This is a genomic window from Streptomyces sp. NPDC012637 (assembly GCF_042954805.1).
Taxonomy (GTDB): domain Bacteria; phylum Actinomycetota; class Actinomycetes; order Streptomycetales; family Streptomycetaceae; genus Streptomyces.
The window spans coordinates 1,058,807-1,083,677 of the sequence record NZ_JBIBDS010000001.1 but is presented as its reverse complement, the minus strand read 5'-3'; the positions used below and the strand labels follow the sequence as shown (position 1 = coordinate 1,083,677).

The following is a 24,871-nucleotide window of genomic DNA, read 5'->3' as shown; positions in this document are numbered from 1 at the left end:
GAGCCGGAACTCGTCCCGGTGCGCGACGCCTTGCTCCGTGCGGCGCACGCCGATGCCGACACCGTCCTGGCGAGAGCGGCCCGGGAGGCGGACGAGCTCGTGGCGGCGGCGCAGGCCGAAGCCGCAGCGATCCTGGAACGGGCCCGGCACCAGGGAAGAGCCGAGGGGACGGCAGCCGCGAGGGCCCGCCGCACCGCCGCCCGCCAGGCCGCCAGAGAACTCGAACTGGCGGCGGAGTCCGCGGCGTACGCGGATCTGCGCGCCCGGGTTCGCGAGGCGGTCCGACGGGCAACCGCCGACCGGACCGCGCAGGACCGGCTGCGGCGTCGCGCCGACGTGCTCCTTGGCCCCCAAGCCGCCACAGCCGCCGCTCCGGAAGGCGGGCTGACGGTGGTGGCCCCGGGCCGCCGGGTCGATCTCACTCCGGACACCCTGAGCGACCGAGCCCTTGAGCGGTTCGGAGCGGAAGCGGAGGCCCTGTGGACGCCGTGACCACGCCGCCCCGGGTACGGCGGGTGGCGGGCCCTCTGGTGGAGGTGGACTACACCGACGGCTTGGCCATGGGGGAGCTGGTCCTGCTGGGCGAGGCCGGGCTGACCGCGGAAGTGGTGGCGATCAAAGGCGCGGTGGCCACCCTCCAGGCGTACGAGTACACCGGCGGTCTTGCCCCCGGGCACCCGGCCCGCCGCCTGTGTAGACCCCTCTCGGTACGGCTGAGCCCCAGCCTCCTCGGCGGTGTGTTCGACGGTCTGCTCAGGCCCCTCACCGGCGTCGGCGAACGCCTGTGGCCAGGAGCGTCCGCAGCGTCACTCGAGGGACGCACATGGACTTTCCACCCGCGTGCGGCGGCCGGACGGCACGTGACGGAGGGCGGCGTGCTCGGCGACCTCGGCGGAGCCACGCCCTCAGTGCCCGCCTGCCTCCTGACCCCGCCCGGCTGTTCGGGACCCGTCGAGCGCATCGCGCCGGAAGGCCGGTACGGGGAGGACGAGGTGCTGGCCGTGGTCGCCGGCATCGAGGTACGCATCACGTCCGAGTGGCCGGTCCGCGTACCGCGTCCCGTACGGGAACGGCTCGTCGCCCGCGACCCGCTCACGACCGGCCAACGGGTGGTCGACCTCCTGTTTCCCGTGGCCCGGGGGAGCACGGTCGCCGTGCCCGGCGGGTTCGGCACCGGAAAGACCATGCTGCTCCAGCAGATCGCCAAGTGGTGCGACGCCGATGTCATCGTCTACGTCGGCTGCGGAGAGCGCGGCAACGAGATGGCCGACGTGATCGACGAGCTGTCCCGGCTGGAGGACCCGCGTACCGGAGGTCGGCTCTCCGACCGCACCGTGACCATCGCCAACACCTCGAACATGCCGATGATGGCACGCGAGGCGAGCGTGCACACCGGGGCCACGGTCGCCGAGTACTTCCGGGACATGGGCCTGGACACCGTGGTCATCGCCGACTCCACGTCCCGCTGGGCCGAGGCGCTGCGGGAGTTCGCCGCCCGCATGGGCCGACTGCCGGCCGAGGAGGGCTACCCGGCCGACCTCGCCTCCGAACTGGCCGCGTTCTACGAGCGCGCCGCCGCCGTACGCACCCTGGGGGGCGCCACGGGCTCCGTCACCGTCATCGGAGCCGTCTCCCCGCCCGGCGGAGACCTCACCGAACCCGTCACCGCGCACACGGAGCGCTTCGTCCGGTGCCTGTGGTCCCTGGACCGCGACCTCGCGTACGCCCGTCACTATCCGGCCGTGTCCTGGCCCGACTCCTTCTCCCGCGACGCCGCCGTGGCATCGGCCGGGGAACCCGACGTGGCGGCCGAGCGGCGCGGGAGGGTCGCGGCGCGCCTCGCCGAGGCCGACCGGCTCGCCGGCCTGGTCGAGCTCCTCGGACTCACCGCCCTGCCCCCGCGTGAACGGGTCAGCGTCCTCGGCGGCAGGCTTATCCGCGAGGGCCTTCTCCAGCAGAGCGCGCTCTCGCCCCGGGACGCCTACTGCACACCGGGCAAGACCGCGGCTCTCGCGGACGCCCTGCTGGCCGTGGTCGACCGGTGCCACGCGCTCGTGGACACCGGAACGGAGGTGGAGACCGTCGAGGCCGTCGACTTCACCCCGGTCCTGCGGGCCCGCGACGCGGCCGGGCCGGACGACACGGCCGCCGTCGCCGCGGCACGCGACACGGTGCTGACGAGGCTGGCGGAACCGCCATGAGCGGCGGCTACGAGATCGAGTACACGGCCGTGCGGGAGCTGCACGGCCCGCTCGTCGTGGTCGAGGGGATCACGGGCGTGGGATGGGACGAGTACGTCCGGATCACGCTCGACTCGGGCGACCGGCGCCACGGGCTGGTCCTGGAGGTCGACGGGGACCTCGCCGTGGTGCAGGTCTTCGAGGACACGGTCGGGATGAGCCCGGACACCACGCGGATCGCCTTCGCGGGGACGCCGCTGCACGTACCGGTCGGTGACGGCTGGCTGGGAAGGGTGTGCAACGGACGGGGCGAACCCGTCGACGGCGGGCCGCCGGTGCTGGGCAGGGTCCGGGCGGCGATCGGCGGCACGCCGATCAACCCGGCACGCAGAGAACCCCCGACGGAGCCGGTCCTGACCGGTGTGGCCGCCATCGACGTTCTCACGACCCTGGTCCGGGGCCAGAAGCTGCCCGTCTTCTCGGTCGCCGGCCTGCCGCACCTCGAACTCGCGATCCAGGTCGCCGCCCAGTCCTCGTGCGGGGAGGAACCGTTCAGCGTCGTCTTCGCCGGAATGGGCCTGACCCACGCCGACGCCGCCCTCGTCCGTGAAGGGCTCGCGGAACGCTCGGCCGACGGCGACCTGGTCCTGCTGCTGAACACCGCGGACGATCCGGTGATCGAGCGGCTGCTCACGCCACGGCTGGCGCTCACCGTCGCCGAGGACCTGGCGTTCCGCGGCGGCCGTCACGTCCTCGTCGTCATGAGCGACATGACGGCCTACGCGGAGGCGCTGCGCGAGGTCTCCGCCGCCCGGGGAGAGGTCCCCGCCCGGCGTGCCTACCCCGGCTATCTGTACAGCGACCTGGCCTCGCTGTACGAACGGTGCGGAAGGATCCGCGACCGGCCGGGATCGGTCACCGTCCTCCCGGTGCTCACCATGCCGGCCGGGGACATCACCCATCCCGTCCCCGACCTCACGGGATACATCACCGAGGGCCAGATCGTCTTCTCGAACGCGATTCACGCTCAGGGCGTCTACCCACCGGTCGACGCGCTTGCCTCGCTCTCCCGGCTCATGCGCAAGGGCGCGGGGGCGGGCCGCACGCGCGAGGATCATCTTCCGGTCGCCGGGCAGCTGATCGCCGCGCTCGCCCGGGCGAGACAGGTGCGGGAGCTCGCCGATCTGATCGGCGAGCAGGCCCTGAGCACCGTCGACCGGAGGTACCTGGACCTGGAACGGGCCTTCTTGCGCCGCCTTCTCGTTGAGCGGCCCGGCGAGCCACGCTCCCTGAACGAGTCCCTCGACGAGGCGTGGCAGGTGCTCCTGACGCTGCCCGACGGCGAACTCGGGATGCTTCCGGAGGCCCTGCTCGTGACCAGGAGGGCATCAGCCGACACGGAGGGGGAGGGATGAGCGGGCGACGAGTCCCACCGGGCCGGGCGGGTCGACTGCGTCTGCGCCTGCGTCTCGACACGGCGCTGAGAGGAGCCGACGTACTGGAGCGCAAGCTGCTGTTCCTGATGGACCGGGAGCGAGCGCTGCGGCAGGCCGAGGAGGCAGCGGCCCGGATCTGGTCGTCCCGGCTTCGCGAGGCCGAGACGTGGCTGCTGCGCGGCACGCTGCTGAGCGGCGAGCAGGCCCTCGCCCAGGCGGCCACCGTCGACCGGGCGACGGTGACGATCGCGTACACGACCGCCATGGGCGTACGGCACCCCGCCGGCGTGACGTGCACACCCGCCGCCCGCTCACCGGATGATCCGACGCCGCGCAACAGCGCGCTGGTCCGGGCCGAGGCGGCCTACCGCGACGCGGTCACGACGGCAGCCGAATATGCGGCCGCGCGCGAGGCCACCCGCCTCGTGGCCGCCGAGGTCCGCAGAACGCGGCAGCGCGTCCGCGCGCTACGCCACCACTGGATCCCCCGGCTGAGCGGGGAGCTGGCCGCCGCCGAACAGAGTCTGGAGCAGACGGAGCACGAGGAATCCGTCCGCAGACGGTGGGCCTCCGCATCGGGACGGGCGGCGGTCACGGGTTCGAGACGCGTCTGAAGGGGGGAGAACACCATGCGGCCGACGTTCGTTCTGGGGCGGATCGCAGGGGTTCCCATCGGAGTCCACTGGAGCGTTCTGCCCATCTTCACCGTGATCGCGCTCGGGCTCTCGGAAGGCCGCCTCCCCGAGGTTCACCCGGGCCGCGCATGGCCGGTGTACTGGCCGGTCGGGCCGCTGACCGCCGTGGTCTTCTTCGCCTCTCTGCTCGCGCACGAGCCGGCGCACGCGATCCTCGCCCGACGGAACGGGGTCGAGGTGTGCGACGTAGTCCTCTGGCTGCTGGGTGGCGCGGCCCGGCTCAAGGCGGAGGCGCCGAGGATGCCGTACCAGCGTTCGGGGCCGAAGTCGCCCTCGTCGACGACGGTCGTCACACCGAGGGTGAGCGGGGCGATGATGCCGTGCGGAGGAACGGCCGCAGCAGGGTGGCCCGGCTGACGATGCCGAGCAAGCGCCGGTCCTCGTCGATGACGGGGACGGCCGAGACGTCGCGCTCGGCGAGGAGATGCGCGATCTCCTTGAACGAGGTGGCGGGAGCGGCGGTGACCACGTCGTGCGTCATCACCTCGGATACGGTGCGGTGCTCCCTGACACTCCTCCTTCACCGTACGGGGAACCTCGTGGAACCCACCCTGCTGCGCCCACCCTCCCGGCAGGAGTGCCGAACGGTCCCGCTCTGGGACCCTTGGCCCCTATGCGGGCCGACCGATGCGCACGCAGGGTGGAGGGAAGAACTGCCGGTCACGGAGACAACGGGCTCCGCGCTTGTGCCGGGAGGAGGAGGCCATGAGCAGGACCGCAGCACGACACCCTGCGGACGAGGACCGCGCCGGCCTGTGGGCCCGCGTCGGCGACCGACTCATCGTCGGGGGCTCCACCGTCGGGGACGGAGGGCGGGACGGCGAGATCATCGCCCTGCACCATGCGGACGGCACCCCGCCCTTCGACGTCCGCTGGTCGGACACGGGCCGGATCACGCTGGTCTTCCCTGGTCCGGACGCGCGCGTTCAGCACTTCCCGCACTCCGGCAGGAACGCCGCCACCTCTCAGCCGTGAACTCCGCCGAGGCGTCCACCGTCCGGGCACCGCACGATCCGGTACCGCAAGGACGACCCCTGCCCCGAGCCGAACCGGACACGGAGGAATCGCCATGGCTCGCGTGCGGATCCTTTACGCCTCCGAGCACCACTCCACGCAGGAGATAGCCGAGCGGATCGGCACTCGGCTGAGAGCTCACCGTCACCTTGTCGAAGTGCTGGCTCTGGATTCGGACCGTGGCAGGCAGGGGCTCCGTCAGACTGACGCGCTCGTGATGGGGAGCGCTGTTCATGACGGGGCCTGGCTGCCGGCGGCGGAAGCTGTCATCCGGGGCGGGGCCGAGGAGTTGCGCGAACAGCCGGTGTGGATGTTCAGCGTCGGCATGTCCGCCGCCCTGCCCAAGCCGTTGCGCCTGCTGGCCGACCGTGCGGAGCAGCCGCGTATCGCCGCGCTCGTGGACCTCGTCCGTCCCCGGGAGCATCGGCGGTTCTCGGGCGTGATCCGGCGCGAACACCTGGACCGGAAGGGGGCCGTGCTCTTTCGCCTGCTCGGCTGTCGTTACGGAGACCACCGGGACTGGGCGGCGGTCGAGGCATGGGCGGACGACATCGCCGGGCAGCTCAAGGAGCTGCCCGCGCATGGTCCCGCAGAGTGACGCCCTCGATGGCCGACCGGCCCCGTCGTGCTTTTCGCGGAGGGCCGGCCGACCCTCACCGTGTCCTGACCGCTCATGCACCGCCTTCCGCAACGGAGGCGAGCGCGGCGTCGAGGCGGCGAGCCGCCTCGTCCGCGACGGGGGCCATGGCGTCGACGCCGGTGAGAGCGACCATCGTGGACGGGTCGATCGCCTGCACGATCACCTGGTTGCCGTCGGTGCGGACCACGACGTTGCAGGGCAGCAGCAGGCCGACCGAGCGGTCGGCGTCCAGGGCCTGACGGGCGAGCGGGGGGTTGCACGCTCCGAGGATCAGGTACGGCTCCATGTCGTGGCCGAGCTTCGACTTGAGCGTGGCCTGGACGTCGATCTCGGTCAGGATGCCGAAGCCCTGGTCTGCCAGCGCGCGGCGGACGGCTTCCACCGTTTCCTCGAAGGTTCCCGCCGGCTTGACGGTGTGGTCGTACGGCATGGTCTCCACCTCACTGTTGCTGCTGCATGGGCGGCCCAGGCCGGGCCGCGACCAGCAGCATGATGCCCTGACCGCACCCGCCCCGGCGCGAACCACCCCGACGGCGGCGATGCGGTTCGCGTCGGTTCTGTCGCCGGGTGCGACCGAGAGGATTCGACAAGGCCGTCTCGGAGCGGAGTGACGGCTGAGGTCTTGCCGGAAAGAGGCCTGGCCAGGGCATTCGTCGTGGCAGCGGATCGATTGCTCAACCGGTTGCCGACCAAGCCTGCGCCTGGCCAGAAGCGTTCCCCGGCGGACCTGTCAGACCGCCCGGCGCGGCCGGACGCATCCGCCGGGGAGCGCGCGTCCATGGCGGCACGGTGACGAGCCCACTGTGCCGTCCCGGGCGCGGAAGACATGACCGCATCTGGAGACAGCGGCATGAAAGAGCGTGAGAAGTTCGCCGCGGGTGCCGAGGCCCGCCGAGCCGTGCCCGGGCGCGGTTGGCGACCCGACGAACAGTAGCGGCAGGATGGCTTGCTGCGTTACGTCGGCGCGATCGCGAACGTGTCCGCCGCACGGACGCACCGGACCAGCGGTGCGGGAAGTTCACCACACGGATCCCGACCGCCCTGGACAACAGCCGCCTCGATCAGCAGCTGCAGTCCGCGAAGGTGGAGATCACCGCGTCCAGGACCGACGACGGCGGCGTCTGGAGCACGCTCCTTGTGTTGTTCCTGCCCGGGCTGGCCATCGTCGGCCTGCTCCTCTGGGCCGGCCGCGGGTGCTACGCCGCCGCCGGCGCCAAAGGACCGCGCGGCGTGATCATGGTCGGTCCGCCGGGCACCGGCAAGAACCTCATCGCCCGCGCGGTGGCCGGCGAGGCGGAAGTCCCGTTCCTGTCGGTGACCGGCTCCGCATTCGTGGAGATGTTCGTCGGTGTCGGCGCCTCCCGCGTGCGCGACCTGTTCACCGAGGCACGCACACGGGCCCCCTCGATCGTCTTCATCGACGAGATCGACGCCGTCGGCAGCCGCCGTGGCGCGGGCGCACGGCTGGGAGGCAACGACGAACGCGAGCAGACCCCCAACCAGCTTCTGGCCGAGACGGACGGCTTCGACCAGTCCGTGGGCATCGTGGTTCTGGCCGCCACCAACCGCCCCGAATCCCTGGACCCTGCCCTGCTGCGCCCCGGCCGCTTCGACCGGCACGTGACGGTGCCGCTGCCCAACCAGGCCGAGCGGGCGGCCATCCTGGCCGTCCACGCCCGCGGCAAGACCCTGGCACCCGACATCGGTTGGGACACGGTCGCCCGGGCTACTCCAGGCTTCTCCGGCGCCGATCTGGCCAACCTGGTCAACGAAGCGGCCATCAACGCCGTCCGGGACGGCCGTGCCGTCGTCGAGGCCCGGGACCTCGACGACGCCCGCGATCGGCTCCTACTCGGGCGGCGGGAATCCTCGAATGCTCCCCGAGGAACGGCGCGCCGTCGCCGTCCACGAATCCGGACACGCGCTCGTGGCGGCCCTGTGCGAGCACGCCGATCCCGTCGCCAAGGTCACCATCCTCCCCTCCGGGCCCGCGCTGGGCGCCACCGAGCAGCTTCCCGAAGCGAACGGCACCTGTACAGCGAGGGCTGCCTGACCGACCTGCTCGCCGTCCGGCTCGGCGGGCGGGCCGCCGAACCTACGTGGACTGCAACTCCCGAACTCGGGCACGGAAGATGCGCCAGCGCCGCTCGTTGTCATGCACCAGCGTTGCCGACTCCGTCATCAGATCAGCTGCCCGGTCCAGCAGCTCTGAAGCCGAATACAAGTAGGCGGGGGCCGTCCGCTCGCCTCCCAAATCGACCCGCAGCGCCGCGGGAGCGAAGTCGATGCGGGCCAGCAGGTCAAGAGCGCGCCGCAACAGCCGTGCGACCAGGGCCTGGAGGCCCGCCGACTGCCAGTCGTTGGCGATGATCCGGTGCCGCTCCCCGAGCAGGTCGACCAGAGCGGGATAGACAGCCAGGCCCCCCGCCATCTCCCACGCTTGCTCCATCGCACCAGCCAGCCAGGCACCCGTCTGCTCGACGTCATCCGCGAGCAGCCCGACCTCGCGTTTCAGCCGCTGTAGCTCGACCGGCTCGCCCTCCCCTTCCATGAAGAGGATCCCCGACGCCGCGGCGAGCCCGGGGGCATTGAGGTCCTCCGTGCCGGCGAACGCAGCCGCCGACGTCTGCTCACCCACGCCCACCACGCTCCACCGGTCGGCCAGCGTCTTCAGCGCCCGAGACCGCGCTTGCAGCTCGTCGGCCTGCCGCAACGGTGCCTGCGAGTAGTACTCCTCATGCTCGCGATGGAACCGCGCGAGATTGTCGATCAACCGCAACAGCGACTCAGGAGGGCTGAGCTGTGCCTCGTCCTCGGCCATGTCAGCAGTGTGCACCAGGTCCCAGGCGCATAGACGTCCAGCCACGCCCGTACGCGTCGGATGCCAGCCGCGCGGCCCGCACAGATCTTTACGGGACAGCCCTTGGCCGGGCCCATATCGACAGGCACAAGACCATGCTCGGGCGGCGCCGCCACCCGCGCACCTCGCCCAGTGGACCCCGACGATCCACCATGCGCCTGGGACGCCGTGCGGTGCTGCGGCTGCCGACCGGTTCCGCCCGCCCTAGCATGGAGTCCGTAGGGCAGGGAGAAGCATCGAGTTCGCCCCACGCTGCACGCGCCGCATGTCACTCGACAGGCGCCGCCCGCACACCCCGTCACTTCTGAATGAGCGGACTGCTCGCAATTCCGACCACGTCCAGACCTCGGCCTCCTTGCGCCGAGCGCGTCACAGCTCGCCAGGGGTTCGTCTTCGGTGTCGAGGAAGCCGTCCGGTCGTCCAGGCGGGCGACCGAGGTCCGGGCCATGCTCCGAGGAGGCGATCGTGGAAGAGCAGGAGGAGGTCCTGGCGCGGACGGTCGGTGCGGTGATGGGGCCCGCGGTGGTCACGGTCGACGTCGGTGAAACGGTGCTCGTGGCGTGGGAGTTGTTGCAGCGGTCGGGTTCCCGTCACCTTCCGGTGGTGCGATCGGACGGTCGTTGTGCCGGCCTGCTGGAGAGGGCTGATGTGGCGGTTGCGTGTGGGGCCCCCGCCGTTTCGCTGGCCGAGCTGCGGGTGGACGAACTCCTTCGGGGGCACGGGCCGGCGCTCGTGCACGTGGAGCAGACCGTGCGCCACGCGGTCGACCTCATGACGTACACCGGATCCGACGCCCTTCCGGTGCTGGCTGAAGACGGGCGTCTCGCCGGGGTGCTGACGGCCACCGACATCGTCTCGGCCCTCGCCGGCCATCCGGTACCACACGAGCCGGCGGACCGTCGGCCACGGGCTGGCACGGTGTTGCCCGGGTTGCCGTCACGGCCGGGCTACCGTGGCAGGGCTGTCCCCTGACCGCCGGAGGCGACGCGCGAGGGAGGCGAAGCGTGGACAGTGCCGCCGCACGCGGTGGGTATCGCGGTGTTCCGCACACGGCGGACCTGCGGGTGGAGGCGTGGGCACCGACGCGTGAGGAGTGCATGGCGCAGGCGGTGCGGGGTGTCTGCGCGTCGTTCCTGGATCTGACGGGGGTGACCGGCGGCCGGCGGCGGGACGTCGTGGTGCGGGCGGAGCGGGATGAGGACATCCTCGTCGCGCTGTTGGACGAGGTTGTCTACCGGCTCGACACCGGGGGCGAGGTACCGGTTGATGTGGAACTGGCCCCGGCCGACGGTGGGGTGAGGGGCGTCCTGTGGATGGCAGATGCCGGGTCGCTGCCCGTGACGGGGGCCGCTCCGAAGGCCGTCACGCTGCACGGGCTGGCCATGACGCGCAGGCCTGACGGCTGGACGTGCTCGGTGACGCTCGACGTGTGACTCCCCGCCGGGGACGGGAAGACGTTGTGCCTCAGCGCCTTCGCTCTTCGCGGAGGAACCGGCGCAGCCGCCGAAGGGGCCACGTGTTGATCACGTCGTCGGGGGTGAGCCATCCCCGTTGTGCTGTGCCGATGCCGTAGCGGAGGTACGCGAGCTGGGGGATCGAGTGGGCGTCGGTGTCGACGGCGAACTTCACGCCGTGGCTTCTGGCGCGGAGGATGTCCTCGTCGCCCAGGTCGAGCCGGTCGGGCTGAGCGTTGATCTCCAGGGCGGTTCCGGTGCGTGCGCACGCGGCGAACACCTCGTCGAGGTCGGCGTCGATGCCCGGCCGCTTGCCGATGAGGCGGGTGGTGGGGTGACCGATGATGTTGACGTGGGGGTTCTCGCAGGCGCGGACGAGCCGCCGGGTCATCGCCGGCCGGTCGAGGCCGAAGTGGGAGTGCACCGAGGCCACGCAGAGGTCGAAGTCCTGGAGGAACGCGTCGGGCCAGTCCATGCCGCCGTCCGGGCCGATGTTGAGCTCGGTGCCGTGCAGGAGCCGCATCCGGTGGTGCTTGCCGTCCAGGGACCGTACGTGCTCGCGCTGGGCGAGGATCTTCTCGTCGGTCATGCGCTGCATGGACAGGTCGGGCGCGTGGTCGGTGACGGCGTAGTAGGCGTAGCCCCGTGCGGCGGCGGCCTTCGTCATCTCCTCCAGCGTGGCGAGGCCGTCGGTGAGGTCGGTGTGGGTGTGCAGGTCGCCCCTGATGTCGTCCTCCGTCACGACCTCGGGCAGCTCACCGCGCAGCGCCGCTTCGATCTCGCCGCGGTCCTCGCGCAGGGTGGGCGGGATCCACGGCAGGCCGAGCCGGGCGTACACCTCCTCCTCGGTCCGGGAGGCGACCCGTTCGCCGCTCCCCGCGCCGAACAGGCCGTACTCGGAGAGCTTCAGGCCGGCGTGGACGGCGATCGTGCGGGTGTGGATGTTGTGCGCCCTCGAACCAGTGAAGTACTGCAGGGCGGCACCCCACGACTCCGGCCGCACCACGCGCAGATCGACCTGGACGCCGTCGACGGTGCGGACGGAGGTCTTCTTGGCGCCGTGCACGAGGACTTCCGCGGTCGCCGGCAGTTCGGTGAGCGCGTCCATGAAGGGGGCCGAGCGGCGGGCCGCGACGAGGATGTCGAGGTCGCCGATGGTCTCCTTCATGCGGCGCAGCGATCCCGCGTACGCGCAGTCCTCGCAGTCCGCGATTCGAGAGAGGGTCGCGACGATGTCCTCGGCGGCCTCCATCGCGCTGCTCAGCAGAATGCGCCCGCCCGCCTGCCGCATCAGCTCGATGCCGTGCAGGAGGTTCGCCTCGGTCTTCTCACCGAAACCCCGTAGATCACGGAGCCTCTCCGCCTTGATGGCGTCGGCAAGCTCGTCCACCGAGGAGATGTGCAGATCCTCGTGGAGCGCCATCGCCTTCCTGGGGCCGAGGTTGGGGATGGCCATGAGCTCCCGGACCCCGGCAGGGATCCGGGCCCGTCTCTCCTCGACCACCGCGATTTTGCCGGTGCGGAAGTACTCGACGACCTTGTCGGCGATGGACTTGCCGACACCCGGGATGTCCCGCAGGCCCGCCGTGTCGAGGTGGGACACGTCGGCGGGGTGGCCCCCGATGGCGCGGGCCGCCTTCTCGTAGGCGCGCGCCCTGAACGCCTCGCCTCCGGTGATGGCGATGAGATCCGCGTACTCCTGAAGGAGCGCTTCGACCTCCTCGTTGGGCCGGACCACGTTTCCCAGTCTAGGAACCGGGCGCTCGCCGCGCTCCCGGTGCGCGAAGCCGTGACGCCGAGGGTCTACTGGAAGTCGAGGGCCGGGGAAGGGACCACGGCATGGACATCACCCTGGTGGAAGAGACACCTGTCCGCTTCCGCATCGAGCGGCAGGACCCGATGCGCGTCCCCGGCGTCGTCTTCGCGACACGGGAGCTGCTGCCGCAGGCGGCCGGGGACAAGGCGCTGGAGCAGGTCGCGAACGTGGCGACCCTGCCCGGTATCGTCCGCGCCTCGTACGCCATGCCCGACGTGCACTGGGGGTACGGCTTCCCGATCGGCGGCGTCGCCGCCACGGACATCGACGCCGGCGGAGTGATCTCGCCCGGCGGCGTCGGTTTCGACATCTCCTGCGGCGTCCGGCTGCTGGCCGCCGGCATCGACCGTGATCCGCTCGCTCACCGGATGCGGCGCCTGATGGACATCCTCGGCGACACCGTCCCGCGCGGCCTGGGACCCGGCGGACTGTGGAAGCCGTCCGGGCGCTCCCTGGAGGGACTCATGGTCGGCGGGGCCGCCTACGCGGTCGAGCACGGCAGGGGTGTGCCGCGCGACCTGGAGCGCTGCGAGGACCGGGGGACGCTGGCGGGAGCCGATCCGTCTCAGGTCGGTCAGCGGGCGGTGGACCGGGGACTGCGGCAGGTGGGGAGCCTGGGTTCGGCCAACCACTTCCTGGAGGTTCAGGCCGTGGAGCGGGTGTACGACGAGCCCGCCGCGGCCGCCTTCGGTCTGCACGTCGGCCAGGTGTGCGTCATGATCCACTGCGGTTCGCGCGGCCTGGGGCACCAGGTGTGCAGCGACCACGTCCGCGTGATGGAGCAGTCCCTGCGCTCCTTCGGCATCCAGCTGCCGGACCGGCAGCTGGCGTGCGCGCCCGCCGTCTCCACGCCGGGCCGCGCCTACCTCGGGGCGATGGCAGCGGCCGCCAATTACGGGCGAGCCAACCGGCAGTTGCTGACCGAGGCCGCGCGCCACGCCTTCACCGTCGCCGCCGGGGTGAGTCTCGACCTGGTCTACGACGTCTCCCACAACATGGCGAAGATCGAGACCCACGTGTCCCGTCGCATCGAACTGTGGCTTGTCGCATTGATCTGCGTGCCGACCTTGCGGGGCGGGGGTCGAGGCAGGTTTGAGTGAGACGGTGTCCCGCTTTGGGGTGGCTCTTGTCTCGTTGCATGTGGCTTGTCGCAATCCAGTGGACATCGTCCTGGTGTGGACGATGAAGGGGAGCCGCTGAGCGGCATGGACAGGGCGGCCGGTTTCGACGTGGCCTGGGTCCGGGAGGGCGTCGAAGTGCGCCGACCCCTGAGGAACGTGGCCGAGGTGGCCTTCGAGGAAGTCGTTCCGGTGCGGGAGTTCCCGTCGTACCGGGGACAGCGGCACTTTCCGGGCTTGTACTGGGCGGCCACGATGCTGCGGCATGTGGGGTTCGAGTCGTGGCTGGAGCGGGATCACGCGATTTCGATGGACTTCGACCCGTGTGTTGCCGGGTTCTCGTCGCAGCCGTTCTGGCTGTTCTGGACGTCGGCGGAGGGCGGACGGCTGTCGCACGCGCCGGACTACTTCGCGCGTCGGGCCGATGGCTCGGCTGTCGTGGTGGACTGCCGGCCGGAGGGCCGGCGCAAGCCGCGGGACCTGGCCAAGTTCTCCGGTACGCAGGCTGCGTGCGAGGCAGTGGGTTGGGACTACCGGCTCGTCGGAGAGATCGATCGGGTGCGGGTGGCGAACCTTCGGTGGCTCGCCGGGTTCCGCCATCCGCGGTTCGGCGGGGTCGGGTTGACGGAGGCGGTGGAGGCCGCCTTCGCGGTTCCCGGTCCTCTGGTGGGCCAAGCCGCTCAGCTCGGAGACCCGATCCGAGTGCTGCCGGTCGTCTTCCACCTGCTGTGGTGCGGGCGCCTGGGGACGGATCTGTCGTGTCCCTTGGGCGATTACTCCCTGGTCTGCCGGGTGGAGGGCTGATGCCGGAGCACGAGCGGCCGCGGGGTGTGCTGCGGGTGGGTGACCGAGTCCGGTTCGAGGACCGGGTCCAGACGGTGGTGGGCCTGTCGGGAACGACCGTCCGCCTGGTCGACGAGCTCAACACCGCGAGCATGGTGATGTTCGCTCACCTGATGGCGTCGGACGGGTTCGAGCTGCTGGACTCCACGGCCCCCACGCCGGGACTGCCGCCCTTCGGCCTGCTGGACACAGTTCCCGAAGTGGCCCTGCGCAAGGCCCGGTTCGTCGAGAAGCACCTGATCGAGGCAGAGACCGGGCTCCCGCCGGATGCGCCGAAAGGAGCGGTTCCCCGGCCCGAGTACGACCCGCAGTGGCGGACCGTGAACGAACGGCTGGTAGCCAAGGCGGCCGAGCTGACCGCGTCGGGCACCGAGGTGTCGGAACGGACGCTGTTCCGGTTGAGGTCGAAGTGGCGGGACGAGGGGTTGTGGGGGCTGGTGGACCGGCGGGCCACCAGGCTGTCCATGGCGCCGGGCACCGGCCGGGTGGACGGGCGTCTGGTCGAAGCGGTGCTGGAAGTCCTAGCCGCGCAGGAGGATTTGTCGACGGGGACCCGCACCCGCGTGATTCGGCAGGCCGAGAAGCTGGTCGCCGAGCGGCACGGGGAGGGCACGGTCCCGCTTCCGTCGCGGGCAACGTACTTCCGGCTGCTCAAGTCGATGTCTGAAGGGCGCCACAGCTTCGGGGCGGCAACGACCCGGCGTTCTTTGGCCGGGCGGCCGGAGGCTCCGTTCACCCCGACGCTGGCCGCCCGGCCCGGCGAGGTGGTGCAGATCGACACCACCCCGCTGGACGTGCTGGCCGTCTTGGACGACGGTGTGACGGGCCGGGTCGAGTTGACGATCGCGGTGGATGTCGCCTCCCGCACCATCTGCGCGGCGATCCTGCGTCCGGCCGGGACGAAGGCCGTGGATGCCGCGCTGCTGTTGGCACGGATGCTGGTGCCGGAACCGATGCGGCCCGGCTGGTCGGACGCCCTGCGGATGTCAGCCTCACTGGTTCCGCACGCGCGGTTGATGAGTGTCGATGCCCGCCTGGAGCACGCCGCGGCACGTCCGGTGATCGTCCCGGACACGATCACCGTGGACCGGGGCAAGGTCTTCGTCTCGGACACGTTCGTCGCGGCCTGCCGTTCGCTGGGGATCTCCGTCCAGCCCGCACGGCCGGCCACGCCGACGGACAAGGGCGTCGTGGAGCGGACGTTCGAGTCCATCAACACCCTGTTCTGCCAGCACGTCGCCGGATACGTCGGCTTCGACACCACCCGGCGCGGCCGCGACGTCCAGGCCGTCTGGACGATCGCGGAACTCGCCGATCTCTTCCACGAATGGGTCGTCGCCCGGTGGCAGACCCGCCCCCATGACTCTCTGCGCAGTCCGTTCCTGCCGGGCAAGGCACTTTCGCCGAACGAGGTCTACGCCATGCTCGTCTCCCGCACCGGCTACCTGCCCGTCTGTCTGGGCGGTGACGACTACATCGAGCTGCTGCCGGCGGAGTGGCGGAAGATCAACGACTACGGCATCACGCTCGATTACCGCACCTACGACTGCCGGGAGCTGGGCCCTTACCGGCGCCAGCCGTCCGGAGTGGACACCAAGGGCAACCTCTGGGAGGTCCACCACGACCCCTACGACCTCTCCCACGTCTGGGTACGCGACACACGGGCCGGAGGCTGGATCACCGTTCCCTGGACCCGGCTCGGCACGGTCTCCGCGCCGTTCGCCGACTTCACCTGGCGCCATGCCAGAGCCGTGCTGGCCGCCAAGGGAGCCGATGACACCGACGAGAACGCCATCGCCGCCGTCATCGACGACCTGCTGACCCGCGCCGGAAACGGACCCGACCGCCGCATCGCCGCCCGCACCAAAGCGGCGACAGCCGTCCCGGCCCTGCCACAGGCCCGGCACGAACCCGAGCCGGAGACGGACGAGGAACCGGAAGGCGAAGAAGACATCGCCCAGGTCATCCCGTTCGGCGTGTTCGACGCCTTCACCGACGGAACCCGCTGATGACACACCTCTTCGGGCCCGAGGACGTAGACCACCCGCTGACGAGCAAGGAGGGCTGGGCCGCCTTCGTCGCGGAGACCACCACTCCGCCGGCCGTCCTGCCGCCGGCGGCCCTGCAACGGCTCACCGAGGCAGAACGGACCGCCTACGACCAGGCCCGGGAGGACTACCACGCGCAACTCGTCATCGTCTCCACCCCGACGATCCGCCATGTCGCTGCGACCGGCCGCAAGCGCGTCCTGCTCAACCGGCACCAGCACTCCGCCCGCCGCGGACTGATCGTTTCGGGACCCGCCGGGACCGGGAAGACCACCGCCATCACCCAGCTGGGCAAGAACTTCGAACAGCTGGGGCGACAGCGCGGCGAGGTCCTGCCGGACTCGTTGCCGGTCGTCTACGTCACCGTCCCGCCCGCGGCTACCCCGAAGATGCTGGCCATCGAGTTCGCCCGGTTCATCGGACTGCCGCTGCCGTCCCGCTTCAGCCAGGTCGAGGTCACCAACAAGGTCTGCGACCTGCTCTGCACCCTCGGCTGCCGTCTCGTGCTCATCGACGAGCTCCACAATCTCGACATCGGTACGCGGGTCGGTGCCGAGGCATCCGACCAGATCAAGTACCTGTCCGAACGCATCCCGGCGACCTTCGTCCTGGCCGGCGTCGACGTCGAGGGCACTGGACTGTTCGCCGGGCGCCGGGGCGGCCAGATCGCCAGCCGCTACACCCTCATTCCCACCAGCCCTTTCCGCCACAAGACCGGTGACCAGCGCGACTCCTGGCGATCACTCGTAGCGACGCTGGAGGAGTCCTTGCGGCTGCACGCCCACCGGCCGGGCACCTTGCTGAAGCTGAGCGACTACCTGCACGACCGCACCGGCGGCATGATCGGCAGCCTGTCCCACCTCGTCCGCGAAGCCGCCCTGGACGCCATCCTCGACGGCAGCGAGAAGATCACCAAAGCCTCGCTGGAGCGGGTCGACCTGGACGAGGGCGCGGAACAGCAGAACATCCCCCGCGCCCGCCGGCGACGGAACCGCAGCGAGAAGCGCATCGCGTGACCACCGGGCTGCGGTCCCTGCCGCTCGCGCCACCGCCCGTTCATCACGAGACCATCGGCTCCTACCTGAACCGCCTCGCCGACGCCAACCACCTCACCATCAGCTGCCTCTCCTCCCTGATCGGCCCGTCGCGCCGGCACCGCCGCGTCGACAACCGAGTCGGCTACTGGACCCCAGACGGCCTCTCCCGGCTCGCCGCGCTGACCGGCCGAAGCACGTCCACCCTGATCCGCGCGATGCCGCCACTCGGCTCGATCGGCGACCCGCTCCGGCACCTTCGGTCCGCCACCGAGGAGGTCGTCGAACCGCGGCGCCGCCCGGCCTGCCGTCTCTGCATGGCCCGTCGGCACATCCGCGGTCTCGTCGTCCGCAGCACGCCGCACCACGAAGGCGTCTGCCACTGGCATCACCGCTGGCTCCTCGGCGATGAACAGCACGACCTGACACGGCTACCCGAGGTCCTGCGGGCCAACTTCCGGCACCAGCGGATCGTCCGGCGAGGCGTCCATCCCTCCACCGCGCTGGCCTACATCGACGCTCGTGACCGCCTGACCAGGTGGTTCAACAGCGAGAGCAGCAATGAGTCCCTGCGGCAACGCTGGAACCGGCGACTCGACGTGCTGGGCGAGGACCCGTTCGGTGATCCCTTCCGTCCCTCCGAGGCCAGGATCGAGCTGGCCACCTACCCCGAAGCCGTCGTTCTCGCCGGCCTGTTCTCCGCGCCGTATTGGCGAGACCACCCCCAGTTGCCGACCGAGGCAGCACGCCGTCTCGGCATCGCCCCGCAGCAACTCCTCTCTGTTGAGACTCTCGTGCGGGCAGGCCCGCCCGGCCTTGATAGAACGGGCCCATGAGTTCGAACGACGACAAGATCGTGCAGGCCGAGCGCCACTTCGGAGTCCGATTCCCCGCGGACTATCGACACTTCCTGGCCACGGAAGGGAGCATGAGCCAGTTCATCCTCCCTGCGGACGACTTCCTGATGATCAATGCCATCACGGAGCTCATCGAAGTCAATGAGGCTGGCGAGTTCCAGAAGCGCTTCCCCGGGAGCGTCGTCATCGGTGGGGACGGAAGCCGCGAAATGCTCACCTACGACTTCCGGCAGACACCCCCGCCGCTGGTCCTGCTCGACGTCTCCGCTCAGGACTGGTCATCCGCCATCCACCAGGCGATGTCGCTCTCCGCCCTGCTCGAACAGTTCCCCGAAACCGGCTGGAACTGGGATGAACCTGAGTCGTCGCCTTCCTGACCAGTCTCGACGGAATTGGTGCTGCCAGCTCCCAGCCACGAAGTTGGTCATCGGCTTGGTCCGAAACTGCCACCTTCACTGCGAATCATGGGACCAGGAATCTCACCATCCTGACGGAGTCCAGCTCAGGACTCCCCTCCCTCGCCATGATCGGTGAGACGAGCACTCGACTCCGTCCACGGCTCTCCCGAGACGCCCCGTTCCACCTGCCCTGAGTCTCGACTCAACCTGTCAGCCCGCAGGTCAGCGGTCCTGTCCTTGCAAGATCTAATGAGACGGGACACCACGACGTGGACGGCGTACGGCGCCGGCTGTGCGTCCACCGCAAGGGCGCCACCCGGGCCCTGCCGCCCGGCCACCCGGACCTGCCCGGCGACCTGGCGGAGTCCGGGCAGCCCGTACTGGTGCCCGGCACGATGGGGACGGCCTCGTACGTGATGGCCGGCACGGCCGGCAACGACGCCTTCTGGTCCTCCGCCCACGGCGCCGGACGCGTCTGGAGCCGCCACCAGGCGCTGCGACGCGTCCGCGGCGAGGAACTGCACGACGAGCTGGAGTCGCACGGTATCGCCGTCCGGCCGAAGTCCTGGCGGGCGCTCGCCGAGGAAGCCCCCGACGCCTACAAGGACGTCGACGCCGTGGCCACCGCCACCCAGAGCGCCGGCCTCGCCCGGCTGGTCGCCCGCCTGGTGCCGCTCGGGGTCGTCAAGGGATGAACGGCAGGCGTATCGTCACGCCTTGGACGGGCGGGTGTCCGCGGAGGGCGGCCCGGGTGGTTCCTCGAGCACGCTCCAGGCGACCGGGCCCAGGAGGTCGGCCAACCGCTGGAAGACGTCGATGAGCATGTCGTCCACGGTGAGGACACCCGCGACTCGGTGGTCCTCCAGAACAGGCAGGCGACGGACCCCGGCCGTGCGGAAGGTCCGGTAGGCCACGTGGATGTCGTCGGTGACGTTCACCGTGACCACGGGTGAGGTCATCACCGAATCGACCACCTCGTTCGCGTCGAGGCCCCTGACGAGAGAGGCCAGCGCGAGGTCGCGGTCGGTGACGATGCCACGGAGGATTCCGCCCTCGGTGACCATCACGGACCCGACCCCGTAGTCCGCCATCTCACGGGCGACTTGTCTCAAGGGTGTTCGCGTCGGAACGGACACCGCCGGATGGCTCATCGCCTCGGAGACCCTCATCGTCGTCAGGCTCCTACAGTCCCTGAGAGAGCGGCAGTTCGTGCGCCAGTCGGGCACCGCGAGCCGCCTGCTTCTCCATCGCGGTGTCCTGCGAGGGGATTTCCTCCAGCCCTTCGGCCGGCGCTCTGACGGCTTGGGCCAGGACCTGCACCTGGGCCTCCAGGATGCGCAGCCTCTCGTGCTCGTTCGGGGCGATGTTCTCGGGCATCACGTCTCCTTTCGCGGGGGACCGGGGGAGCGGGCTCTCCCGGTCGATGGGATGAGTCGTGCCGGGGCCTGGTCGGGGTCGGTCGCGTGGGTGTCCTCCGCTGCTACTCCGGCTCCATGTAGGGGCGGCGGAAGACCAGGGGGCCGGCGTCGTGCGGTCGTACGGCTGTCAGCGCCTGGGAGACCGCGGCCTCCAGGGGGCCGCTGGTGTCGATCGTGACGGCTTCCTCCCAGGGAGGCTCCCGCGCCGCGATGGCGAGGGCCACGTCGAGGTCGGCGTCGGACGGTCCGGCGGTACGGCCTTCCAGGCGGGCCGCGGTCGTCTCGTCCGGGACCTGGCAGTGCAGGGCTACGAGGTCGGCGCTGGTGCGTTCGGCGACGCGGTGGGCGGCCTCGCGCTGCGTGGTGTTCGACCAGGTGGCGTCGAGGACGACGGACTCGCCGCGGGTCAGCAGGGTGGCGGCGCGTTCCAGCAGGGCCGAGTAGGTCGTGGCGGTCCACTCGGGTGTGTACAGCCCCTCGCCGTAGGAGGCGGAAGCGGGCTGTTCCGCCGGGATGCCCGCGAGTTCCTTGCGCAGCCGGTCGCTGCTGAGCAGCGTGACGCCCAGGCGGTCGGCGAGTGCGCCGGAAAGGGTGGACTTCCCGCTGCCGGGGAGTCCTCCGACGAGGGTCAGGCCGACGGCGGAGGTGCGCAAGTGGCGCAGGGTCGTCGTGATCAGGCGTCGCGCGGCGAGGCCTGCGTCCGGCGCGCCCTGGCGGGCCTGGATCAGGGAGACCTTGGCGCGGACGAAGGCCCGGTAGGCGACGTAGTGGTGTCGCAGGGAGGGTGGTGCGGGGTCGCCGGAGTACTCGCTGTACCGGGCGAGGAAGAACGCCGCCAGATCCGGGGCGTCGAGCTGTTCCAGGTCCATGGCGAGAAAGGCGGCGTCGTCGAGGCCGTCGACATGGCGCAGGCGGTCGTCGAACTCCAGACAGTCCAGGACGCGAGGTCCGTCGTCGAGACAGAAGACGTCCTCGGCTAGCAGGTCGCCGTGGCCGTCGACGATCCGCCCTTGCCCGATGCGCATCTCGAACAACCGCTCCCGCCCGGCGAGATAGCGGCGGACCAGCTCCTCGATCTCTTCCACGCCCTCGGGAACGCGACCATCTCCGTTCATCTCGCGCACCTGCGCGAAGCTCGCCTCCCAGCGTGATGACAGGGCGTCCCGCGTGCCCTGCGCGTCCACCTCCGGTGTGCGGGGAGCGCTCGCGTGACGGGTGGCGAGCAGCCGTGCTACGGCCTGCAACGCGTCGCCGACATCCGCTCCCTCCCGGACGAGCCGGGACAGGCGGCGCTCCGCCGGCATGCGGCGCATCGCCACGAGCGGCTCGGGCGCCTCCGCGTCGGGGATCCGGATCTCGCCCACACCCAGGTAGACATCCGGGGCGAAGCGACGGTTGAGCTCGACCTCCCGTTCGCACGCGGCCCGCCGTGCTTCCACGGTGGTGTAGTCCAGGAACGTCAGGTCGACGGGCTTCTTGAGCTTGTACGCGTGGTCGCCGACGAAGAACACGACCGCCGTGTGGGTCTCGCGCACGTCCGCCCGAGGGAGCGCGCCGGTGTCAGAGGCGACGCCCGGCCGAAGGGTGGAAGTGTGCTCCTGGCGCACCGTCGCGATGAGCTCGTTCAATGGGGTCGGCTCAGTCATGGGGGACGACGGCGACGGGGCAGCGGGCGTGGTGCAGGGCTGCGTGGGCTACGGGACCGAGGCGGGGTGCGAGCGTGGGACGGTGCTTGCGCCGGCCGACGACCAGCAGATCAGCGCCCTCGGCGGCGCGCACGACAGCCTCGGCGGGGCTTTCGAGGCGGACGGCGTCGACCGGCTCCACGCCGGGGAACCTCTCGCGCCAGGGGCGAAGGACCTCACCCAGCTGCTTCCGTGCGTCCTCCGTGATCTCCTTGGCGACGTCGTGGTCCACGCCCCAAGGGGTGTGCGCATGGAGCGGCAGACTCCGGCCGTGGACGATCTGGAGGGGCACGTCGCGGGCCGCGGCGGCCTCGAAGGCGAAGTCGAGCAGGTCGTCGCAGGGGCCGTGCAGCTTCAGCGCGACCACGACGCCGCCGGCGGCGGGCGACGTGCCCTTCTCGCGGGGCTCCGGGCGGACCAGGACCACGGGCCGTGTGGCCCGTGCCACGACGGCCATGCTGACGGAGCCGAGGAAGTAGCTCTCGGCGGACGTCAGGCCGAGCGAACCCAGCACGGTCAGCTCGGACTCCGATGCCGCCTTCACCAGGGCGTCCTGCGCGTCGTCGGCGACCAGGTTGCCGACGATCACGAGGCCCGGGTGGCGGGCCTGGAGCTCCGCCTGTGCCTTGTGCACGAGCCGCTTCGCCCAGTAGTTCTGATCGATCTCCGACGCGGCGCGGACCGGCTCGGGCGCGAGCATGGGCCAGGCATGCATCAGGCGCAGCGTGACCTTGCGCCGCTCGGCCTCGTCGGCGGCCCAATGAGCGGCTGCCAGGCTCTCGGGCGAGCCGTCGAGGCCGACTGTGACGACGGGCTCCATGGCGACTGCCTCCCTCTCTCACGACGACGCGGGGAGGGCGCACGGGTGCCGGCAACCGAGGCCGAAGCACGCTCCCTTCCTCTCATTCGAGGAGTACCCCAGATCGTCCTGCCGCGCATGCGGGCCGCGACGTGACCCGGCTCGGGAGCGCGGCGGGCTCGATCTCTCCCACCTCTCATGCCGCGCGAGCGGGAACCGTCGCAGCCGTGCCCCGCGGAGGGGCCGATCGGTCCCCCTTCCCGGGCCCGTCCGGCACTCGGAGACCACACCGATGGGCGGCAGGCTGGAGCCGACAGGTCGATCCACGACCCAAGGAGCGAACGGTCATGTCAAGCGACATGGAACGGCGTCGCAGCTTCTTCCCCGACTTCCCCGACGTCAGGGACTGGTTCAGCGACCTTCCCCGGCCCGTGTGGCGGACAGCTTTCGGCCGCCACACCATCCCGCTCGAGGTGGCGACCGGGGAGGGACAGTACGTGCTGAAGGCGGAGCTGCCCGGGGTGGACCCGGACAAGGACATCACCATCACGGTGGACGGCGACATCCTCACGGTCAGCGCCGAGCACGAGGAGAGCAGCGAGACGAAGGACCACTCCGAGTTCCGCTACGGCTCCTTCGAGCGCGCGGTGCGCCTGCCGCAGACGATCGACGCCGGGGACGTGAAGGCTGAGTACGCCGACGGCATCCTCACGGTCAGCGTCGCCTTCCGGCAGCCCCAGGAGACCCGCTCCCGCACCGTTCCCGTGACCCGCGCCGTGGAATCCGGCGAGGCGGAACCCACGGCATGAAACCCCGCCGGATCCCGGATCGACCCCGCGGGACCGAACCCATCACACCGCGCTGAGCCCGTCCGGGCCCGGCGGGGCCGTCCCAACTGGAGGCCCGTCATGCGCGACGGAGCGACACCGACCCCTGGGCAACCGCAGCGGCCCTCGCACGACGACCGGAACGGTGACTTCGCCGGTCCGGACGCCAACCCCCTGGTCCGCCCCTGCGACCGGACCCGTACCCGCTGGCATGTCGGCCTCACCCTCGCGGTGCTCATCGCCCTGGTCTGCGGCGGGATCGTGGGTGCCCGCCTGTGGAGCGGCGCGGAACGAACCTCCCGTGACGAGGCCGCCCACCGTCACGAGACCACCGCGACCACCCTCGCCCGCGCCACCGGCGCGCCGACGGCAGCCCGCTTCGGCACGCCCTCCACGCTCGTGGACGCCTCCTGGCGAGCGCCCGACGGCACACCGCGCACCGGCAAGGTCGCCGTCCAGCCCCGTACCGCCGAAGACACCAGGGTGACGATCTGGGTCGACGACACCGGGGCGGTCACCAGCGCCCCGCGCAGTACGGCCGAAGGGCAGTTCGGCGCCGTCGCCGGCGGCACCCTCGTCGCCGGGGCGCTCGCCTTTACCGCCGCCGGCGTGGTCGCTCTGCGGCTGCGGCGCACCGAGGCTCACACCCTGGACGAGTGGGAGCGCGAGTGGGCCGCCGTGGAACCGCTGTGGACCCACCGTGGGCGTACCTGAACCGGGCCGGATTGCTGAGTACCGGGTGCTGTCCTCGGAAATCGGCAACCCTGGTCATCGCGGGCAGTGAAGCCGGTCACTGCCACTCGCGGCGGGGCTACCTGGATGAGGGACCGCGTACCGGACCGGGCTCGACCACACATCCAGGGCCGGGAAAGATCTCTGACTCGTGCCGTCCTCGTAGCGCACCCGACAGGGCGCTTCCCCGTCGTGGCCGAGCACTTTCACGACCGTGGCGCGGTGTTCGGGCGCTCCCACGGTTCTGCCGGTGAACCGCAGCACGTCACCTTCATGCGCTTTCATCGAGGCTCACCTTCTTCGCTACCGTTTTTCTCCTCTTTGACCAGGATGACGCCGGGAGGCAACTCGTGGTGAAGGGCCGTTCGGGTACCTCCGGGCGGACGAGGGCCGGTGATCAGGCTGGTGTGAAACGCGACGCGGCTCGTGCGGCAAGGCAGGCGAGGCGAGCCGGTGGCGCACCGCGGCCCCGTGACGGCCGGGCGGGGCGCGGGCAGCATGGCCTCTTGCAGGTGGATCGCGACCTCGCGCTCGCGGGCGTGGGCCTGACGCAGGCGCTCGTTGACCCCCTGCAGTTCCCCGGGCCCGGGTGTACAGCTCGGCCTCCAGGACCCGCGCGCGGTCCGCACCCGGTCGGCCGCCGTGGGCACGGATGAGTTCGGTGACCTCCTCGACCCGGTCGGTGGACCGGCGGGGCGCGGCCAGCCCGGTGTGGTCCGTTTGGCCCAGGCGCCTACGGTCCGCCGCCGGCCCCCCCGCACTATGAGGCGCGCCACAGAGTGATGCGCACCGCGACACCCGCCGGAGGTGCACTTCGGACACGGCCGGTGCGTGGCAGACTGCGGAGCCATCGCAGCCCCGTCGTCCGTCGAGGACCTGAGGTCTTTCGACGGATGAGAGAGCTTAGTCATCCCCGACCACACCCTGCCCGCCCAAGAGGCCGGATCAGCAGACCCGCGGCAGCCCTGCCGTTCCCGGCGGCGCGACGGTGCCCGTTGTCGGCCGTCCGTTGTCGTC

28 protein-coding genes and 2 pseudogenes are annotated in these 24,871 nt (G+C 71.0%); 19 read left to right on the top strand and 11 right to left on the bottom strand.

What is annotated here, in order from left to right; all coding sequences use genetic code 11:
* Window positions 1–18 precede the first annotated feature (18 nt).
* From ACFY8W_RS04970 to ACFY8W_RS04955, 4 genes are read left to right on the top strand one after another with little or no spacing between them, the layout of a single operon-like run.
* Window positions 19–492, top strand: coding sequence for a hypothetical protein (locus ACFY8W_RS04970; protein ID WP_391100307.1), 474 nt, complete (start codon window positions 19–21; stop codon window positions 490–492).
* Entirely contained in the window at window positions 480–2,201 is a 1,722-nt protein-coding gene (locus ACFY8W_RS04965; RefSeq protein ID WP_391100305.1) for a V-type ATP synthase subunit A, read from the top strand. Before ACFY8W_RS04970 ends, ACFY8W_RS04965 begins: the two co-directional genes overlap by 13 nt.
* Entirely contained in the window at window positions 2,198–3,595 is a 1,398-nt protein-coding gene (locus ACFY8W_RS04960; protein ID WP_391100303.1) for a V-type ATP synthase subunit B, read from the top strand. Before ACFY8W_RS04965 ends, ACFY8W_RS04960 begins: the two co-directional genes overlap by 4 nt.
* Window positions 3,592–4,230 carry a V-type ATP synthase subunit D gene (locus tag ACFY8W_RS04955; RefSeq protein ID WP_391100300.1) on the top strand — a complete coding sequence of 213 codons (639 nt, stop codon included), beginning with the start codon at window positions 3,592–3,594 and terminating at the stop codon, window positions 4,228–4,230. Before ACFY8W_RS04960 ends, ACFY8W_RS04955 begins: the two co-directional genes overlap by 4 nt.
* Before the next feature lie 134 nt (window positions 4,231–4,364).
* On the opposite strand, the gene ACFY8W_RS04950 is transcribed toward ACFY8W_RS04955, so the two are convergent.
* On the bottom strand, window positions 4,365–4,604 hold the full coding sequence (locus tag ACFY8W_RS04950; RefSeq protein WP_391100298.1) for a hypothetical protein: 240 nt from the start codon (window positions 4,602–4,604) through the stop codon (window positions 4,365–4,367).
* Entirely contained in the window at window positions 4,601–4,792 is a 192-nt protein-coding gene (locus tag ACFY8W_RS04945) for a CBS domain-containing protein (RefSeq protein ID WP_391101724.1), read from the bottom strand. The genes ACFY8W_RS04950 and ACFY8W_RS04945 overlap by 4 nt, the downstream gene beginning before the upstream one ends.
* Before the next feature lie 224 nt (window positions 4,793–5,016).
* Here ACFY8W_RS04945 and ACFY8W_RS04940 point away from each other — a divergent pair, with 224 nt between their 5' ends.
* Together ACFY8W_RS04940 and ACFY8W_RS04935 are read left to right on the top strand one after the other, a co-directional pair.
* Window positions 5,017–5,286: a DUF1918 domain-containing protein gene (locus tag ACFY8W_RS04940; protein WP_391100295.1), complete on the top strand. Its 270-nt coding sequence runs from the start codon at window positions 5,017–5,019 to the stop codon at window positions 5,284–5,286.
* A gap of 94 nt (window positions 5,287–5,380) precedes the next feature.
* Window positions 5,381–5,923 carry a flavodoxin domain-containing protein gene (locus ACFY8W_RS04935; protein WP_391100293.1) on the top strand — a complete coding sequence of 181 codons (543 nt, stop codon included), beginning with the start codon at window positions 5,381–5,383 and terminating at the stop codon, window positions 5,921–5,923.
* A 73-nt stretch (window positions 5,924–5,996) separates the two neighbouring features.
* On the opposite strand, the gene ACFY8W_RS04930 is transcribed toward ACFY8W_RS04935, so the two are convergent.
* Complete coding sequence (locus ACFY8W_RS04930) at window positions 5,997–6,395, bottom strand: DUF302 domain-containing protein (protein WP_391100291.1); 399 nt, start codon at window positions 6,393–6,395, stop codon at window positions 5,997–5,999.
* An 806-nt stretch (window positions 6,396–7,201) separates the two neighbouring features.
* On the opposite strand from ACFY8W_RS04930, the pseudogene ACFY8W_RS04925 reads away from it, so the two are divergent.
* Both ACFY8W_RS04925 and ACFY8W_RS04920 read left to right on the top strand, forming a co-directional pair.
* A pseudogene (locus ACFY8W_RS04925) lies at window positions 7,202–7,783 on the top strand (AAA family ATPase); the annotation flags it as partial.
* A gap of 55 nt (window positions 7,784–7,838) precedes the next feature.
* Window positions 7,839–8,018: a hypothetical protein gene (locus tag ACFY8W_RS04920; protein WP_391100288.1), complete on the top strand. Its 180-nt coding sequence runs from the start codon at window positions 7,839–7,841 to the stop codon at window positions 8,016–8,018.
* Window positions 8,019–8,060: 42 nt separating this feature from the next.
* On the opposite strand, the gene ACFY8W_RS04915 is transcribed toward ACFY8W_RS04920, so the two are convergent.
* Window positions 8,061–8,786, bottom strand: a complete 726-nt coding sequence (locus ACFY8W_RS04915; RefSeq protein ID WP_391100285.1) for a hypothetical protein — start codon at window positions 8,784–8,786, stop codon at window positions 8,061–8,063.
* Window positions 8,787–9,290: 504 nt separating this feature from the next.
* Here ACFY8W_RS04915 and ACFY8W_RS04910 point away from each other — a divergent pair.
* Both ACFY8W_RS04910 and ACFY8W_RS04905 read left to right on the top strand, forming a co-directional pair.
* Window positions 9,291–9,797: a CBS domain-containing protein gene (locus ACFY8W_RS04910; protein WP_391100282.1), complete on the top strand. Its 507-nt coding sequence runs from the start codon at window positions 9,291–9,293 to the stop codon at window positions 9,795–9,797.
* A gap of 32 nt (window positions 9,798–9,829) precedes the next feature.
* Window positions 9,830–10,258: an archease gene (locus ACFY8W_RS04905; protein ID WP_391100279.1), complete on the top strand. Its 429-nt coding sequence runs from the start codon at window positions 9,830–9,832 to the stop codon at window positions 10,256–10,258.
* Window positions 10,259–10,289: 31 nt separating this feature from the next.
* Here ACFY8W_RS04905 and polX read toward each other — a convergent pair whose 3' ends face one another.
* Window positions 10,290–12,017 carry a DNA polymerase/3'-5' exonuclease PolX gene (polX, locus tag ACFY8W_RS04900; RefSeq protein WP_391100277.1) on the bottom strand — a complete coding sequence of 576 codons (1,728 nt, stop codon included), beginning with the start codon at window positions 12,015–12,017 and terminating at the stop codon, window positions 10,290–10,292.
* A 101-nt stretch (window positions 12,018–12,118) separates the two neighbouring features.
* On the opposite strand from polX, the gene ACFY8W_RS04895 reads away from it, so the two are divergent.
* The 7 genes from ACFY8W_RS04895 (at window position 12,119) to ACFY8W_RS04865 (ending at window position 19,088) form a co-directional block, all read left to right on the top strand.
* Window positions 12,119–13,195, top strand: coding sequence for an RtcB family protein (locus ACFY8W_RS04895; RefSeq protein ID WP_391100275.1), 1,077 nt, complete (start codon window positions 12,119–12,121; stop codon window positions 13,193–13,195).
* 75 nt (window positions 13,196–13,270) lie between these two features.
* On the top strand, window positions 13,271–14,017 hold the full coding sequence (locus ACFY8W_RS04890; protein WP_391100273.1) for a TnsA-like heteromeric transposase endonuclease subunit: 747 nt from the start codon (window positions 13,271–13,273) through the stop codon (window positions 14,015–14,017).
* Complete coding sequence (locus ACFY8W_RS04885; RefSeq protein ID WP_391100271.1) at window positions 14,017–16,065, top strand: Mu transposase C-terminal domain-containing protein; 2,049 nt, start codon at window positions 14,017–14,019, stop codon at window positions 16,063–16,065. Before ACFY8W_RS04890 ends, ACFY8W_RS04885 begins: the two co-directional genes overlap by 1 nt.
* A complete protein-coding gene (locus ACFY8W_RS04880; RefSeq protein WP_391100269.1) occupies window positions 16,065–17,120 on the top strand; it encodes a TniB family NTP-binding protein in 1,056 nt (351 codons plus the stop codon). Before ACFY8W_RS04885 ends, ACFY8W_RS04880 begins: the two co-directional genes overlap by 1 nt.
* Window positions 17,117–17,974 (top strand): TniQ family protein, encoded by an 858-nt coding sequence (locus ACFY8W_RS04875; protein ID WP_391100266.1) that lies wholly within the window; start codon window positions 17,117–17,119, stop codon window positions 17,972–17,974. The genes ACFY8W_RS04880 and ACFY8W_RS04875 overlap by 4 nt, the downstream gene beginning before the upstream one ends.
* On the top strand, window positions 17,971–18,372 hold the full coding sequence (locus tag ACFY8W_RS04870) for an SMI1/KNR4 family protein (RefSeq protein WP_391100264.1): 402 nt from the start codon (window positions 17,971–17,973) through the stop codon (window positions 18,370–18,372). The genes ACFY8W_RS04875 and ACFY8W_RS04870 overlap by 4 nt, the downstream gene beginning before the upstream one ends.
* 290 nt (window positions 18,373–18,662) lie before the next feature.
* Window positions 18,663–19,088 (top strand): RtcB family protein, encoded by a 426-nt coding sequence (locus ACFY8W_RS04865; protein WP_391100261.1) that lies wholly within the window; start codon window positions 18,663–18,665, stop codon window positions 19,086–19,088.
* Window positions 19,089–19,103: 15 nt separating this feature from the next.
* Here the strand turns inward: ACFY8W_RS04865 and ACFY8W_RS04860 are convergent, their stop codons facing one another.
* The 4 genes from ACFY8W_RS04860 to ACFY8W_RS04845 all read right to left on the bottom strand — a co-directional run bounded on the left by ACFY8W_RS04860 (window position 19,104) and on the right by ACFY8W_RS04845 (window position 22,316).
* The gene (locus tag ACFY8W_RS04860; protein WP_391101721.1) at window positions 19,104–19,544 is read right to left on the bottom strand and encodes a CBS domain-containing protein; all 441 of its coding nucleotides are present in this window, start codon (window positions 19,542–19,544) and stop codon (window positions 19,104–19,106) included.
* A 31-nt stretch (window positions 19,545–19,575) separates the two neighbouring features.
* Window positions 19,576–19,770 (bottom strand): hypothetical protein, encoded by a 195-nt coding sequence (locus ACFY8W_RS04855; RefSeq protein WP_391100258.1) that lies wholly within the window; start codon window positions 19,768–19,770, stop codon window positions 19,576–19,578.
* Window positions 19,771–19,873: 103 nt separating this feature from the next.
* A complete protein-coding gene (locus ACFY8W_RS04850; protein ID WP_391101719.1) occupies window positions 19,874–21,346 on the bottom strand; it encodes an AAA family ATPase in 1,473 nt (490 codons plus the stop codon).
* 103 nt (window positions 21,347–21,449) lie between these two features.
* The gene (locus ACFY8W_RS04845; protein WP_391100255.1) at window positions 21,450–22,316 is read right to left on the bottom strand and encodes a universal stress protein; all 867 of its coding nucleotides are present in this window, start codon (window positions 22,314–22,316) and stop codon (window positions 21,450–21,452) included.
* Window positions 22,317–22,642: 326 nt separating this feature from the next.
* On the opposite strand from ACFY8W_RS04845, the gene ACFY8W_RS04840 reads away from it, so the two are divergent.
* Both ACFY8W_RS04840 and ACFY8W_RS04835 read left to right on the top strand, forming a co-directional pair.
* The gene (locus ACFY8W_RS04840; protein WP_391100253.1) at window positions 22,643–23,104 is read left to right on the top strand and encodes an Hsp20 family protein; all 462 of its coding nucleotides are present in this window, start codon (window positions 22,643–22,645) and stop codon (window positions 23,102–23,104) included.
* A gap of 99 nt (window positions 23,105–23,203) precedes the next feature.
* Window positions 23,204–23,836 carry a hypothetical protein gene (locus ACFY8W_RS04835; RefSeq protein WP_391100250.1) on the top strand — a complete coding sequence of 211 codons (633 nt, stop codon included), beginning with the start codon at window positions 23,204–23,206 and terminating at the stop codon, window positions 23,834–23,836.
* Window positions 23,837–23,890: 54 nt separating this feature from the next.
* Here ACFY8W_RS04835 and ACFY8W_RS04830 read toward each other — a convergent pair whose 3' ends face one another.
* Both ACFY8W_RS04830 and ACFY8W_RS04825 read right to left on the bottom strand, forming a co-directional pair.
* A complete protein-coding gene (locus tag ACFY8W_RS04830; RefSeq protein ID WP_391100247.1) occupies window positions 23,891–24,139 on the bottom strand; it encodes a DUF1918 domain-containing protein in 249 nt (82 codons plus the stop codon).
* Window positions 24,140–24,286: 147 nt separating this feature from the next.
* Window positions 24,287–24,532, bottom strand: a pseudogene (locus tag ACFY8W_RS04825) (protein phosphatase); the annotation flags it as partial.
* Between the last annotated feature and the right edge of the window lie 339 nt (window positions 24,533–24,871).

What these genes read in the sequence shown, in the direction of transcription:
- ACFY8W_RS04880 (WP_391100269.1), top strand. Translation starts at nt 16,065, where the DNA reads ATGACACACCTCTTCGGGCCCGAGGACGTAGACCACCCGCTGACGAGC.
- ACFY8W_RS04870 (WP_391100264.1), top strand. Translation starts at nt 17,971, where the DNA reads ATGAGTTCGAACGACGACAAGATCGTGCAGGCCGAGCGCCACTTCGGA.
- ACFY8W_RS04830 (WP_391100247.1), bottom strand. Translation starts at nt 24,139, where the DNA reads ATGAAAGCGCATGAAGGTGACGTGCTGCGGTTCACCGGCAGAACCGTG.
- ACFY8W_RS04940 (WP_391100295.1), top strand. Translation starts at nt 5,017, where the DNA reads ATGAGCAGGACCGCAGCACGACACCCTGCGGACGAGGACCGCGCCGGC.
- ACFY8W_RS04955 (WP_391100300.1), top strand. Translation starts at nt 3,592, where the DNA reads ATGAGCGGGCGACGAGTCCCACCGGGCCGGGCGGGTCGACTGCGTCTG.
- ACFY8W_RS04915 (WP_391100285.1), bottom strand. Translation starts at nt 8,786, where the DNA reads ATGGCCGAGGACGAGGCACAGCTCAGCCCTCCTGAGTCGCTGTTGCGG.
- ACFY8W_RS04930 (WP_391100291.1), bottom strand. Translation starts at nt 6,395, where the DNA reads ATGCCGTACGACCACACCGTCAAGCCGGCGGGAACCTTCGAGGAAACG.
- ACFY8W_RS04860 (WP_391101721.1), bottom strand. Translation starts at nt 19,544, where the DNA reads ATGAGCCATCCGGCGGTGTCCGTTCCGACGCGAACACCCTTGAGACAA.
- ACFY8W_RS04840 (WP_391100253.1), top strand. Translation starts at nt 22,643, where the DNA reads ATGTCAAGCGACATGGAACGGCGTCGCAGCTTCTTCCCCGACTTCCCC.
- ACFY8W_RS04920 (WP_391100288.1), top strand. Translation starts at nt 7,839, where the DNA reads ATGCTCCCCGAGGAACGGCGCGCCGTCGCCGTCCACGAATCCGGACAC.
- ACFY8W_RS04885 (WP_391100271.1), top strand. Translation starts at nt 14,017, where the DNA reads ATGCCGGAGCACGAGCGGCCGCGGGGTGTGCTGCGGGTGGGTGACCGA.
- ACFY8W_RS04895 (WP_391100275.1), top strand. Translation starts at nt 12,119, where the DNA reads ATGGACATCACCCTGGTGGAAGAGACACCTGTCCGCTTCCGCATCGAG.
- ACFY8W_RS04945 (WP_391101724.1), bottom strand. Translation starts at nt 4,792, where the DNA reads ATGACGCACGACGTGGTCACCGCCGCTCCCGCCACCTCGTTCAAGGAG.
- ACFY8W_RS04935 (WP_391100293.1), top strand. Translation starts at nt 5,381, where the DNA reads ATGGCTCGCGTGCGGATCCTTTACGCCTCCGAGCACCACTCCACGCAG.
- ACFY8W_RS04855 (WP_391100258.1), bottom strand. Translation starts at nt 19,770, where the DNA reads ATGCCCGAGAACATCGCCCCGAACGAGCACGAGAGGCTGCGCATCCTG.
- ACFY8W_RS04845 (WP_391100255.1), bottom strand. Translation starts at nt 22,316, where the DNA reads ATGGAGCCCGTCGTCACAGTCGGCCTCGACGGCTCGCCCGAGAGCCTG.
- ACFY8W_RS04960 (WP_391100303.1), top strand. Translation starts at nt 2,198, where the DNA reads ATGAGCGGCGGCTACGAGATCGAGTACACGGCCGTGCGGGAGCTGCAC.
- ACFY8W_RS04835 (WP_391100250.1), top strand. Translation starts at nt 23,204, where the DNA reads ATGCGCGACGGAGCGACACCGACCCCTGGGCAACCGCAGCGGCCCTCG.